The following is a 13,652-nucleotide window of genomic DNA, read 5'->3' as shown; positions in this document are numbered from 1 at the left end:
TAGTCGGGGCCGTCCGGACGCGGGTCAAAACCCTGGAGGAGGTGGCCGAGGCCTCAGAGTACTTCTTTACCGACGATTTTTCATATGAGGAGAAGGGCGTCAGGAAGTATTTTCAGAAGCCCGGTGTAGCGGAGCTTCTGGAGGCCGCCGGACAGCGGCTCGCGCAGCTCGATTCCTTTGATCTGCAAAGCGTTGAGGAAGCCTACCGGAGTCTGAGCGCGGAACTCGGCGTGGGGACGGGTGAGATCATCCACCCGACGCGGCTTGCCCTTTCAGGGCGGACGATGGGGCCCGGCCTCTTCGACATCATGGTAATTTTAGGAAGGGAGAAAACCCTGCAGAGGCTTGCTCGGGCCGTCGCGTTCATAAAAAGCCAGAAGTAGCTCACGAGAGGGGCGTAAGACCTGTGGTTTCACGCAGGCTGTCCTTCGATGACTTCCGGGACAGTCCTTACGGGCTTGTCCCGGAGGAGGTTCACAAAATCAGTTTGGATTCCATCCGTTGTGCAGTTTGCTTTTGGCCTGCTTAATAAAAAAACTAAAAAAAGAAGCCGCCGAATCCAGTTTTAGTATCAGTTGGGAGGTAAACGGCGGCTTCGGGGGCCTCTAATTTACTTGCTTGTTAGCCAGTAAACCTATTCAGGCCTATTTCCGGAATTCTCCGCCACAATGGGATAAAATGCGTTTATTTCATTTTCTATTATTTCCTGCATCACGGTTTTTTTAACCCCGTAGAGAACAGCGTTAAGTCTGAAAGTTACTGGTTTTTGGAATACTTGAAGTTCTCCCTGATATTGGGGGCCTGTAGACTGATCTGCAATGCTGGCGTAAAAAACCGAACCTGTCGTATCTTGAACAGCCAATTTAATATGTCCGATTAGCGGGTAACCTTTTTCTTTAAGGTTCCGTGCGATGTTAATTAGAAAATTAACCAATAAAGATTTATAATCATGCTTTAAATTCAATGTTAGGCTTCTCGCGTATACTTCAGGGTGTGAATTGAGAACACTCATTTTTAATCACCTCAATCAGGGAATTCAGCGTAGACTGCTCCTGGTTGGTTATTTCCAGAATCTTCGCAGTTTTATTAAACCTTCTTAGTTCGTTTTTTAGCATGTGGATCGTTGAATCATCTACTAAGTCTATTTTGGTAATTACCAGAACGTCGGCAACGGAGATTCCGATTTCAATTATGGGGATCTCCACGATCAAATCAAATCTTATCGGATCAACTAATACGAGATTTATAACTTTGTCGACGGGAACATCTTTTAGTTTCCTGATAACATCCTTTATAGATGCCGGATTTGCTACCCCCGAAGGCTCTAAAATAACAGTGCTTGGCTGGTATTGCTTATGAATATCTTTAATCGTTTTAAGTAAATCAACACCTAGTTGACAACAAACACAACCGCTTATAAGTTCAACGGTATCAATGCCGGTTCTCCTTACTACAGAGGTGTCAATACCAATTTCTCCGAAGTCATTGATTATTACAGCTATTCTATCAAAATCGGTCTCTTGGAGTAACGGAATCAGGTTTTTTAGCGTAGAGGTTTTACCAGAACCGAGAAATCCGGCCATTACCACAATTTTCACCAACAACCCTCCTAACACAACGGAACTGGTTTAGGTTTATAAAAACATTTCTTTAGTAATCTCCTGACCTGGTTCTAGAACGAGAAATTCGTTATCCCAGGGACCATATAGAAGCTTTTTTAGTAAATTTAACGATCCGGGAATAATTTCAAACCTTAATCCATAAGTTTCGGCAGTTATCCTTGCATAATTTTCGTAATCCTGCAACCGATAGGCACCCGTATTGATTAGCGCGATTCTGGTGTAATTTTTCATTATTTCACGTGCTACCCACCTGGTAGTCTGATCATCCAGGTTTTTTGTCCATTCATGTTGCCCCCTAAACATAGAGAGCGGGTCTTCATGATGTTCAATCCAGCTCTTAGTTAAGTAGTAAGTTCCCGGATCTTTTGTTACTTCTCTATGATAAGACTCCATGGAGCCAAGAAGAAGCGCAATGCAATCATGGGTCCGAGGCATTATAAGTTTAGTTCTTTTTGGTTTTAAACCAATTGGTCCTCCAGAACAAAGGCCGTAACCTAACAGGATCAAGTTGTATTGAAGATCGTTTTCTAAAACCCCCAGAACATTACGTAGTTCTTTGTTGAGTTTTTTTGGAAAACGGTGGAGGCCAAATTCCATGACCCTAACATCGACATTATTAGGTCTTAGAGCTTCAATCTCGGGTACTAAGGATTCGCAGACCAGAAGTACACTTTTTTGAACCATATCACTCCTTCATCTCCGAATCTTTTGTTCCGGTTGGCTTAAAGCCATCTTGGCAACTAAAAAAATGGGTCAAACTGGTCCCGCCGGAGAGACCAGTTTATTTCGGAGAGACCAGTTTGACCGGGGGGAGAAATTTTTATCACGCTATCCCGGGCGTTTCCTTCTTATGTTCCTTTACAGTGACTGCCAGGAGAAATCCTATTACGGCCAGCGCGGCAATGAATACCCATGACCAGGTATAAGAAACACCGGTTGCGGTTTTAACGATGAGCCTGCTCATAACTAAGGGAGCACCGGCGGCACCCACAAAGTATCCCACCGCATTAATGATCCCGAGAGCTTTAGCATGAACCTCCGGGCTAAAGATCTCGGCCGGCCAAGCATAGTAAGGTCCCCATGCCATGTTTGCGAAGAACCCGGCTGCTGAAAGCGTCAGGAGTAAAGCAACAGGATTGACACCTTGTTTATAAATTGCAAGGAGAAGTAAGAACGGGAAGGTGCAGATATACGAAATGCTGATAATAGGCCTTCGCCGTCCTCCGAATACTGTATCGCTTAAGCGTGAACCGGTAAACGAACCCAGAACTCCGGCAGCGAAATAAACAATCGCCCACCAACCCATTGCCATGATACTGAAACCGAATGTTTCCTTCAGATAGGTGGGGCTCCAGCTAACTGCCGCCCAGTAAAGCGCCTGAATAACGATATACGCTACTGTCAGCTGGATAAACCCGGGGTACAAAAGAATGTCTCTCAGCGGAATATCTCTTTGGGCTGCGATCTTCTCCTTGCTAATGCTTCGTTTCTCAAGCTCTTCATGTGAATAAACGCCTTGTTCGATCTCTTCTTCATAGATTTCGTGAAGTTCCATTTCAGACATACCCTTGTGATCCTCGGGACGGTCCGTAACCCAACCCCAGATAGCCAGCAAGGGTAGCACACCAAGCGCTGCGACAACGATGAAGACAGGACGCCAGTCGCCGAACGCAGTTGCAAGAGCGGTAGCAAACACCGGTGCCCACGCTGGGGTTAGAATCCACGCGTAGGAGAGTGCAGCTTGTGCCTGTGCTCTTTGTCTCTTAGCAAACCACCGAGCTAAAATTCTCGAACTAGGTACAAACTCCGTCGCACACAAGATCCCGAAGATGATTTGGCGAATATACCACTCCTGTGGGGTCTGCATGTAAGCCATCCACCAGGTACACAGGCTCCAGCTTACAATTGAAAACAGTAAAACCCTTCGTGCCCCGAACCTGTCACATACCCAACCCACCACCGCCTGCATGGGACCATAAAATGCAAGCATTAGGGACATGCCGAGTCCGTACTGGGCGTGCGAAAGATCGATGTCTTTCATGATCAGCGGAGCTAGCACACTGGTCTTGACGCGGTCGAGATACTGAATGCTGTAACAAAAAGTCAGCACGATTGCTACCCAGTACCGGTAGCGCCACCAACCATGTCCTTTAACAGTCGCCACGGACATTTTATTAACCCCCTTTTAATGCAAGGAATGATTTTTTTAAATTGTGTTCAACTATTTTCTTGCTCCATCTCATTTCACGTACAGAGTTATGTTTTCTTCCGTTTTCTCGCTGAAGCTATATACTGCAGCCCCCCTGGATCGTCCATAGTTAAGACTCTACAGGCTTCGAATAGTTGCATGAGAACATCATCCAGCGGGTCAAGAATAAAGGCGTCGACACCCTTACCCATACACATTATTAAAAACGCTTCATTAACCCTTTTCCTGAACGGAAGTCCGAATGATACATTGCTCAGTCCAACCACGAAATGACATGAGACACCCGCTTCTTTTAGAAGTTCCACGGTTTTTAATGCGATTACAGCCGAGTCCGGCGCTACACTCACGGGGTAGACCAAGGGGTCCAAATATACATTCGCAAGATTAATCCCGTCCCTGTCAAGACGCTCCAAGAGATTCATTGCTTCTGTATAACGGTCTTCCGCCCTTCCTCCAATTCCTGCTTCGTTCGCGGGTAATGCTATTACGCGCGCCTTGAATTCGCGGACCAACGGTACAATTTCGTTGTAGCGATTGCCCTCAGATGAAATTGAATTAATGATTACGGGCCGCTTGCATCTCTCGAGCGCAACTTTCAGTGCCTGCGGGTTAGGTGTATCAATACAAATGTCAGCAGGTACAGCTTCCTGAACCACTTCAACAAGCCATGCTAAACCTTCCGGCTCGTTATCAAGCAACATGGCCGCATTTACGTCAATAGCCTGAACCCCAGCTTTATACTGGGCAATCGCTTCGTTCCTTACGAAGGACTCATCACGCGCCCGCACCACCTCTGTTATGCCTGGCCGACTTGTATTTAGTCTTTCGCCGATTAACAACATAGGGCAATTCATAAACCTCCTTGCCAAAACCTAGGTTAACTAACTGTTACAGATCGCCTTGATCTTTTCTACAGCTTCACTTGCATTTTCGGCATATCCATCGGCGCCGATCGAATCAGCGTATGCCTGTGTTACCGGGGCTCCCCCAACCATTACTTTCACCGCGTCCCTCAGGCCCGCTTCCTTCAGCGCGTCGATGACTACTTTCATCTCCTTCATTGTAGTTGTCAATAGGGCGCTCAGTCCGAGCACTATAGGCTTGTGTTCCTTAACGGCCTCGATAAATTTACCTTCAGGGACGTTGATTCCCAAGTCGATTACCTTAAAGCCTGCACCTTCTAGCATCATTACGACTAGGTTTTTGCCGATATCGTGAATATCACCTTTAACTGTTCCAATGACAACAGTACCTTCAGATACTGAGCCCGACCCTGCGAGGAATGGCTTCAGTTCGTTAACTCCAAGCTGCATGGCTCGCGCGGCAACCAAAACTTCGGGAACGTAAATTTCCATTGCCTTAAAAAGTTTTCCAACCTCTTCCATTCCCTTAAGCAACCCATCATTAAGTATGGTGGTGGCAGATATGCCTTCATCCAGAAGCTTTTTAACTACCTTTTGTGTCTCCTCCGCGTTTCCATCAATCACGAACTGTGCCAATTGCTCGAGACTCATGAATACAAAACCTCCTTGATAAAATTTCCTTACAGTAACCCGGCAATTTCGCGGCTTGCCTCCACAATTGCCTTTAAGTTGGCGATCGGAACCGCCGTAGGAATTGCACACTCCGGCGCTAGGATTTCAATGCCAGCTTTTGCTGCAATAAACGCTTCTCTTTTAACATCTTCAGGAGTGCCTTGAAGCAACGTTTGGGGATCGTTGATTCCGCCAATAAGGGAAATCCGCTTGCCTGCTATTGCTTTTGCTTCGACAGGATCATTTTTCGTGTCGTAATGGAAACAATCAAAATAAGAATTAGCAATGTCCTCTAATCTGTTGATTGTGTAGCCGCAAATATGAAGGATTATGGGGGCCCCAATTCGGTAGGTAATTTCCTGGTGAAGGTGCGGAAGAAACTCCCGGTACATTTTTGGACTGACAAGGTCCCCTGTTGCGTGATCCGGCATGCAGATTACGTCGGCTCCTGCTTTAACTTGTTCAACAGCAAAAGCAATTGTAAATTCCTTAAGTTTGTTCAGTGCTTGACGGATCATCTCGGGGTTCAGTTTTGTCTGAATCAACCAGTTCTGAACGCCGAAGCCGTGATACCCGAGTGTCCATGGTCCCATTACTTTCCCTACAATGGCTACATCGGGGTATCGTTTCCGCAAGATCCGAATTGCTTCAAGGAGCGATTGGATGCTGTAGGTATCCAGGAATTTTTCTATAGTTATGGCGTCAATATCCTCGGCCTTTGTAAATGGGTGTGTCGTACAGTCCGGCATCTGGTGTTTGTCTCCCCAATCCATTTCGCAGCCAAGGCCAGGAGCCTCAATCTGGACACTGAAATAGGGCATAATGGTATCAAAACCACAAATCTCGTGTCCTGCTGCGGCAAGGTCGGCAATTAATGTAGGTACAAGGTGTGCCTCCGGGAAAAATGCTCCTGTTGCCTCCATTAGTTCTACCGTAGCGATAGAAGTCGGGTTACCGACGGGAATCCTGTCAACACGACCACCGAAAAGGGCGGATAAGAAACGTCTTTTAGGCGTCATCCATTCTCCCTTTACTCTGGGAAAGCTCACCTCAATTGACCCCCTTTTTGAATTTTACAATGTTGAAAATAACGGTTGCGTTTGTTTAGGATGCTTGGCTGTCAACGAAAGAACTAGTCACGGCCCTCGTGCTTTACTCCCTATAAGCCTACCCCCCATTTCCTTTTCAAACTTTGTTTTTGTTTGGCTTTAAATGCAATTACTATGCCACTTATAGTGTTTAGTGGCAACCTTTTTGCTTTTAGAAGCAAATAAATAAAGAAAAAAAGACCTTCTAAGTTTCCGAATTTTAGCTGCTCAAAGAAACGGAAAAGTTAACTTAATGTTGTTTTGTATAACTATCGCAACATAAAAGATGTTGATAATTTTCGACACTTAACAGGCCGGCAAACTAGTTTTGAAAATTTTTCGCGCGCCCTCCGTTGAAGAGCAGGGTAATCTCCCAAAAAACAGCCTGTCTTTCATGGTGATGGAGTGACAACACCCGTCCTTTTACAGCGAGAAAGGGGGTCCCCAGACTTAGTTAATAACCTGGCCTGGATTTGAAAGCGCGTCTTGAAACAGTCCCGAGGTGCCTCAACCCATAAATTGGACGGAAGAGAGCCGCAAAGGTTATATAAGCTTCTCGAAGCTGGTCTTTTCCATGCTCTGGAGAGCATACGTGAGCTGGCAGTCTATCTGGATCAAAACAACAAAACGCGACCGGGTCTCCTCCGCCACAGTTTGGGCCTGGTTTCTGAAGAAGTTTGGTTGCAAAAGGGTATCGAAGCAGGAACTAATGACGAAAACAGTACGGTTGCTTAAACCGAGCTGTGGAGGTTTTTACAGAAAAATAGGACTTGATTCTGAAGAACAGGCAGGATATTGTCGAATTAAAGAAGAATTTCAAATAAAAAAGGGTACCGTTTGGTTAAAGAGGGTAATTTGTTCATAGGGAAGTGAGTGTAAAAATGGCGACTTACCCATTTTCGTGGGGATTTGCGATGGTACATCATGTGGGGTTGGTGAATTAAAAAAATATTAGTGGGGGGGTGGAAAATGGCACTGCGAGACCTGTTAAGAGAGACAGAACATTCTGAGAGAGATCTTTTTAATTTCTTGAGATTAGTTTTAGATAGTGACCCTGAATGTATTGTTCTGGTTGATTCAAAAGGTAGAATTATCTGGCTGAACAAGGCCTACGAGGCCTATTTAGGCGTATGTCGGCACGAGGTTCAAGGAAAACATGTAACAGAAGTTATTGATAATACGAGATTACATATCGTTGCTCGCACAGGTGTCGCAGAAATAGGTGAAATTCAGAAGATAAAAGGGCGAACCGCAATTGTTAGTAGGATTCCTATATTTAAAAACGGCAGGATTTTAGGGGCCGTAGGAAAGGTAATCTTTAAGACTAGCAACGAAGTCTCGCAACTCATCTCAAAGGTATCGCAGTTGGAAAACGAAGTTAATTATTATAAAAGAGAGTTAAGTAAAAAATATCGGGCTAAATGGACTCTTGATGACATTATTTCCTGTACTCGGGTCATGGAGGATATTAAAAATCTTGCCCGTAAACTCGCATCTATTGATATTAACATACTAATTTTAGGAGAAAGTGGGACTGGGAAGGAACTTTTTGCTCATGCCATTCATTTAGAAAGCAAAAGAAATAACAAGCCCTTTGTTTACATTAACTGCGCAGCGATTCCCGAAAACTTAATGGAATCGGAACTGTTTGGATATGAGTCTGGAGCCTTTACAAACGCCAAAAGTAGTGGCAAGGCCGGTAAACTTGAAATTGCAAATGGCGGAACTGTTTTTCTTGATGAAATTGGAGATATGCCACTTGTCATGCAAGCAAAAATTTTGCGGTTTTTACAAGAAGGCGAACTTGAAAAATTAGGTTCCGTCAAACCTGTAACTGTAGATGTCCGGGTAATCAGTGCAACAAATCGCGATATTAAAAAAATGGTTCAAGAAGGAACGTTTAGAGCCGACCTCTATTATAGGCTCAGCGGAGCGGTTCTTGAAATTCCCCCCTTACGTGAAAGGATAGAGGATATCCCGGTCCTAGCTGAGCATTTTCTCAGAAAAATTGCTGAAAAATGGGCGGTACCTTTAAAAAAGCTGGAGCAAAACACGCTAGATGCTTTAAAATGCTACCACTGGCCTGGAAATATTAGAGAATTAGAACATTTATTAGAAAAGCTTTATTGTATGTCAGAAGGAGATACTATTAAAATTTGGGATCTCCCATCTTACATTTTTAGAGAACAAACGCACGAAAAATTTCAAAAATGCGGTTTGACTCTTGCCAGTAAATACAGCGAGGGTAATTACGAAGCGCTTACCGAAGACGATACCTTGCTCAGTAAGATAAAAAATAACACGGAAAGGAAATTGCTGGAAAAAATTCTTGAGGAGGTCGGAGGAAATAAAAAGAAGGCGGCTGAGGTTTTAGGAATACACCGCACAACACTTTATCTCAAACTGCGTAAATATAACCTGCTTTGAATATAACACTAACGGCCCACACTGGGTGGCTACGTCTTGCTCCCAGTAGCCGGCTACATTTTTGGCCCTCATTGTCTGACCGGGCAAGAGATAAACTATCATTACTCGACCCCTCCCCTAAATGACTAACTTGTTTTCTGTCACATTCTCACTATTTGATCATCAACTAGGTGCCTCTTTTTGATTATAGCATCTGGCAGTGATACGATGGAGACGTTGTAGACTTAGCGGGTAATGCCTCCCGAGTACTCATAGTTCACCCCAGGGCATTCTGGGTAAAGAAGAGCCGCTGTCAATCTCATTGCGCCTTTGCCTGACTTCTGCCGGTTCTCCAGGTCCCGTACAAGGAGCGGGGCAATAAGGGCAAAGCGTGACAGTGCTCGTCTCGAGCAGGAGTCTTACTTTGCATGTGAACATCCTCCTTGTCTGGTTTCGTTTTTTCCACCATACTAGACAGGGAGAAGAGCACAATCAAAGTATAGTTTTTTTAAAGCCAAAGGCCTGCCATTTGTAGCATTTTTTCTACATCTTGCTGTTGCGATAGTTAAATTTTTTGAACATCAATACCTTAATACCTTTTTTCAATTTCTCAAAAGGACAAAGGCAAAAATTTCTCGCGAAGTCTTCCCTTGCCTTTGTTCTTTTTTTGTTAAAGATACAAAAACAATCAGGTTCAGGTTCAAAATTTGGCACACCTTTTGCTTGTAATTTTCGTCACGAAAACAGGCTTGAAGGGAGGGAATAAAACAAAGCAGGCGGCTTTCTAGTTGTCGAAGCAAAATCTTTTTCGAAAGGAGGAGAAAGTTTGTTTAATTTAACAGGATCCCACAGATTTGTTACGCCATCTCTAATTTACTACGGAGTAGGGTGTGTTAATTCCATCGGCGAAGCACTTCAGAAATTTGGGTCGAAGGCGTTAATTGTCTCAGATCCGTGTGTTGCTCAGTACGGACACCTGGATAAAATCGCGAACATTCTAAGTAAAAGCGGCCTTCAAGTAGCCACATTTACAGAGGTAACCGGCGAACCCACTGACATAATGGTACAGAAAGCATCTGATGTTTTTAGAGAGGAAAAATGTGACTGCTGTGTGGCTGTTGGTGGGGGAAGTGCCCTTGATACCGCCAAAGCAGTTGCCATTGTTGTTACCGAAGGAAAACAAATCGCAGAATTTGAAGGGTACGAAAAAGCCAAAAGGCGGGATTTCCCGCTAGTTCTAATTCCAACTACGGCCGGTACAGGAAGTGAAGTTACAAAAGTTACCGTAATCACGGATACCGAAAGACATGTTAAAATGATGATTTCCAGCTCATGCCTTGTACCAGACATGGCAGTTATAGATCCTGAGTTAACCCTCACGGTCCCACCCAATGTAACCGTGTTCACAGGAATAGATACTCTTACTCATGCGGTTGAAGCTTTTATCTCGAGGCGGGCTACTCCAGTGACAGATAAATACGCGATAGAAGCGATCCGCCTGGTAGCCGAAAGTCTGAGGATTGCTTGGGCAAATGGGGATGACATCGAAGCCCGCTCCAAAATGTCCCTTGCAGCTTTTTACGGAGGTTTAGCATTTTCAAATGCGTCCGTAAATCTCGTCCACGGTATGGCGCGACCATTAGGAGCGCTTTTCAACTTACCCCACGGGCTTGCCAATGCCATTCTGTTGCCCATAGTTATGAGCTTTTCCTGGCCTGCAGCACCAGAGAAATTTGCCAGGATAGCACAACTTTTAGGTGAGAATGTAACTGGGCTCAGTACATTGGAAGCAGCAAAATTAGCAGTTAGTGCAGTAGAAAATCTTTGCCGCGACGTTGAGGTTCCCAAAGCCTCCGAATTAGGGATAAAGGCGGACAGGTTAAATCAAGTAGTGAGGAAAATGGCAGAGGATGCTTTGGCTAGCGGAAGCCCGGCGAATAATCCCAGGCGTGCTACCATAGAACAAATCGAAAAAATGTACCTGAGCCTTCTTTCCCTTTAAGTTTGGCAAATTTTTTAAATTAAACAATTACTTTAATTTCCTGGGAGGTATTAAAACCAATGGCCTTGCTAAACGAAGTGAAAAAGTATTACGGTCGTCTGTCAAACTATATCGGCGGATCTTTTGTTCCCAGTAATTCACCGGATGTTTTGAATGTTGAAAATCCCTCAACGCGGGAGATCATTGGGGAAGTACCGCTAAGTTTGCCTGAGGAAGTTGATGCCGCAATAGAAAGCGCCGCATCCGCATTTAAAGCATGGAGGGAAACGCCTCCAACTGTTCGCCAGGAATATGTTAAGAATCTCGGAGATGTGATTCTGGAACACAAAGAAGAAATTGCCCGCATCATCACCCAGGAGATGGGAAAAACAATCCAGGAGGCAAGAGATGAAGTAGGCCGTTGTATAGACATGTGTCGGGCGGCCCTCTCTGTTCCGAGAATGATGATGGGCTATGGAACAGAAGATGTTACAACCGGTTTGGACGAATATTGCCTGAAACAGCCAATCGGTGTATTTGCCATGATCGCTCCCTATAACTTCCCGGGAATGGTACCTTATTGGTTCCTCCCATTTGCTCTCGCGACAGGAAACACCTATATTGTGAAACCCTCCGAACTAGTACCTATCACCCAAACGTACATGTTTGAATTGATCCACGACAAAGTAAAACTTCCGGCAGGTGTGCTTAATATGGTACACGGCAGTAAAGAGGTGGCAAACCGACTTCTTACCCATCCCAAGGTTGCCGGGATATCCTTCGTAGGTTCCAGTGAAGTAGCAAAAATAGTTTATACAGTTGCCTCCCAACACTTTAAACGCGTGCAGTGCCAAGGTGGAGCTAAAAATTATATCGTCGTCATGCCGGATTGCAATCTTGATGATGCAATCTCCTCCCTTGCATCCTCTTTCTACGGTTGTGCCGGACAGCGTTGTCTTGCAGGAAGCGTACTTGTAGGTGTGGGGAAAATCTACGATGAACTTAAAGAAAGATTTGTCGAATTTGTCAAGGGTTACATCGTGGGCTACGGCCTTGACGAATCTGTAAATATGGGCCCCGTAATTTCAGAGAAGCACCGAAATAAGATATTAAGTCTTATCGATCAAGCCGTGAAGGATGGAGCAAAAATACTACTTGACGGTCGAAATCCCCAGGTAAAAGATGGTTACGATGGTTACTACATCGGGCCAACTGTTCTGGAGGGAGTAGCTCCAGATTCCATAGTTGGCAAGACAGAAATTTTTGGTCCGGTAGCTTCTCTCATGAAAGTAGAAACGTTAGATGAAGCGATTGAAATCATCAACGCCGGAGATTACGGAAACGGAGCCTGCATTTACACGGAAAATGCTAAAGCCGTAAGAGACTTCCAATATAGGGTTCAAGCTGGAAATATTGGCGTAAATCTCGGACTTCCTGCCCCAACAGGACATTTTCCGTTCTGTGGCAAGAAAGACTCCTTCTTCGGTACACTTCACGGCCAAGGGCAGGATGTAGTGGATTTCTTTACCGATAGAAAAGTTGTCCTTGCAAGGTACTTCGGTCTGCGAAAGCGATTCTTTGCTTAATTGAACACAAAATAAAGTAAAATACAAAAAGGCATAGAGTCCTATGCAACTCATAAGAAGTTGCCTCTCCTCCTAGGGCTCTATGCCTTTTAAATTCGCATCTACTTCATAAGAGCCGATAGGAATACTTCTATTTAATTAAGAAGTGGTGGAGGGCAAGCGCTCCCTTGGCGCGGGTGATTTTTCGTAAATGTCCAAAGGGAGTACCCTCCTTTCTTGTTCTCTTCGTTCTCCAAGGTTTCCTTATGTCATTTAAGGAAGTTGGGAAGAAGCTAGGTTGTTCAAGTGTAATTTCACTTTAAATCCCTCAAAATAAGTTTCTTTAAAAGAGAATCGTTGCCTTTATAATGTGCTAGAATTATGGCACATTTTTTTATCTTTCTTAAGGAGGGGCAACATCCTTATGCAGATCGTTCTCGGTTTCGGAATATCACCCGAGGAATACAGCGCAAAAAAAGGGGCTTTTCCTGTCATCGAATCGTGTCCTACACCTGAATGATGCCCCCAAAGCCTGTTCCAAAACATGGATACAATTTAGTTCCGTCTGTGACAAAGTAATCCTCTCCCTACTCATACTGACATTTTCACAGATGGATTTCACCCTGACACCTATGAAAAACTGCAACCCTAGTTTTCGGATGATTTAGGCCACAGAGCAGGGAGTTGGTACCAAAACTACCTCCTCTTTTACGGCAGACGCAATCTTTTGCGGTAAATCACTGTTAACCACGTACGGCAACGCGTTCTTGTGCATATGGCGCATCTTCCTCCGCCGTAGGTCCTCCCTGAGATAGCGATACTCCGTGTTCTTTGTCAGCATGGCCCAGATGATGGTGAGTAGCCTTCTTGCCGCTGCTACGATAGCAATTTTATGGCCTTTGCGCCTTTTAAGCTTGAGGTAGAAGTCTCGCAGAGCACTGGGTTGCCTTACTGCCTGGAGGGCCACCTGGATGAGGATCCAGCGTAGCATGCTCCGGCTCGCCCCGCCCTGCCTGCGCCCCACCTTTGCTTTGCTCCCCCGAGCCCTAATTGTTTAATTCGCCAGGGTTGCAGTTTTATCATGCCAACAATATCACAGACGGGTCACACACCTCAGCCCAGTGCTGACGCATGAAAAAAAGTTTCCACACCAATCCAGCGATTGGGGGCACGGGAAAGAAAATTTCGTTGCAAATGGGGGTGGACAGTGCACAGGGCGATATGTAATAATAGGGTGGGATAAAAT

The 13,652-nt window shown here is 44.9% G+C and carries 11 protein-coding genes and 1 pseudogene; 4 read left to right on the top strand and 8 right to left on the bottom strand.

Annotated features, from left to right (window positions below; all coding sequences use genetic code 11):
• A pseudogene (locus HPY90_RS12910) lies at positions 1–383 on the top strand (glutamate--tRNA ligase); the annotation flags it as partial.
• Between the two features lie 251 nt (positions 384–634).
• Here HPY90_RS12910 and HPY90_RS12905 read toward each other — a convergent pair.
• The 7 genes from HPY90_RS12905 to HPY90_RS12875 all read right to left on the bottom strand — a co-directional run bounded on the left by HPY90_RS12905 (position 635) and on the right by HPY90_RS12875 (position 6,415).
• Positions 635–1,012, bottom strand: a complete 378-nt coding sequence (locus HPY90_RS12905) for a hypothetical protein (protein ID WP_287195064.1) — start codon at positions 1,010–1,012, stop codon at positions 635–637.
• The gene (locus HPY90_RS12900; RefSeq protein ID WP_287195062.1) at positions 987–1,598 is read right to left on the bottom strand and encodes a CobW family GTP-binding protein; all 612 of its coding nucleotides are present in this window, start codon (positions 1,596–1,598) and stop codon (positions 987–989) included. Before HPY90_RS12900 ends, HPY90_RS12905 begins: the two co-directional genes overlap by 26 nt.
• A 36-nt stretch (positions 1,599–1,634) precedes the next feature.
• Positions 1,635–2,306: a DUF1638 domain-containing protein gene (locus HPY90_RS12895; RefSeq protein WP_287195060.1), complete on the bottom strand. Its 672-nt coding sequence runs from the start codon at positions 2,304–2,306 to the stop codon at positions 1,635–1,637.
• A 139-nt stretch (positions 2,307–2,445) separates the two neighbouring features.
• Complete coding sequence (locus HPY90_RS12890; protein ID WP_287195058.1) at positions 2,446–3,792, bottom strand: MFS transporter; 1,347 nt, start codon at positions 3,790–3,792, stop codon at positions 2,446–2,448.
• A gap of 86 nt (positions 3,793–3,878) precedes the next feature.
• Entirely contained in the window at positions 3,879–4,685 is an 807-nt protein-coding gene (locus tag HPY90_RS12885; RefSeq protein ID WP_287195056.1) for a dihydropteroate synthase, read from the bottom strand.
• Positions 4,686–4,712: 27 nt separating this feature from the next.
• The gene (locus tag HPY90_RS12880; protein WP_287195054.1) at positions 4,713–5,345 is read right to left on the bottom strand and encodes a cobalamin B12-binding domain-containing protein; all 633 of its coding nucleotides are present in this window, start codon (positions 5,343–5,345) and stop codon (positions 4,713–4,715) included.
• Between the two features lie 29 nt (positions 5,346–5,374).
• Entirely contained in the window at positions 5,375–6,415 is a 1,041-nt protein-coding gene (locus HPY90_RS12875) for an MtaA/CmuA family methyltransferase (protein ID WP_287195052.1), read from the bottom strand.
• A 1,008-nt stretch (positions 6,416–7,423) separates the two neighbouring features.
• On the opposite strand from HPY90_RS12875, the gene HPY90_RS12870 reads away from it, so the two are divergent.
• The 3 genes from HPY90_RS12870 (at position 7,424) to HPY90_RS12860 (ending at position 12,427) form a co-directional block, all read left to right on the top strand.
• Positions 7,424–8,881 (top strand): sigma-54 interaction domain-containing protein, encoded by a 1,458-nt coding sequence (locus tag HPY90_RS12870; RefSeq protein ID WP_287195050.1) that lies wholly within the window; start codon positions 7,424–7,426, stop codon positions 8,879–8,881.
• Between the two features lie 805 nt (positions 8,882–9,686).
• Entirely contained in the window at positions 9,687–10,862 is a 1,176-nt protein-coding gene (locus tag HPY90_RS12865; RefSeq protein ID WP_287195048.1) for an iron-containing alcohol dehydrogenase, read from the top strand.
• A 59-nt stretch (positions 10,863–10,921) separates the two neighbouring features.
• The gene (locus HPY90_RS12860; RefSeq protein ID WP_287195047.1) at positions 10,922–12,427 is read left to right on the top strand and encodes a CoA-acylating methylmalonate-semialdehyde dehydrogenase; all 1,506 of its coding nucleotides are present in this window, start codon (positions 10,922–10,924) and stop codon (positions 12,425–12,427) included.
• 643 nt (positions 12,428–13,070) lie between these two features.
• On the opposite strand, the gene HPY90_RS12855 is transcribed toward HPY90_RS12860, so the two are convergent.
• Positions 13,071–13,430, bottom strand: coding sequence for a hypothetical protein (locus tag HPY90_RS12855; RefSeq protein ID WP_287195045.1), 360 nt, complete (start codon positions 13,428–13,430; stop codon positions 13,071–13,073).
• Positions 13,431–13,652 lie beyond the last annotated feature (222 nt).

Origin of the sequence: Syntrophothermus sp. (assembly GCF_013314835.1) — a bacterium.
GTDB classification, from domain to species: Bacteria; Bacillota; Syntrophomonadia; order Syntrophomonadales; family Syntrophothermaceae; genus Syntrophothermus; species Syntrophothermus lipocalidus.
The sequence above is the reverse complement of the archived record's forward strand: the minus strand, read 5'-3'. Positions and strand labels throughout refer to the sequence as shown.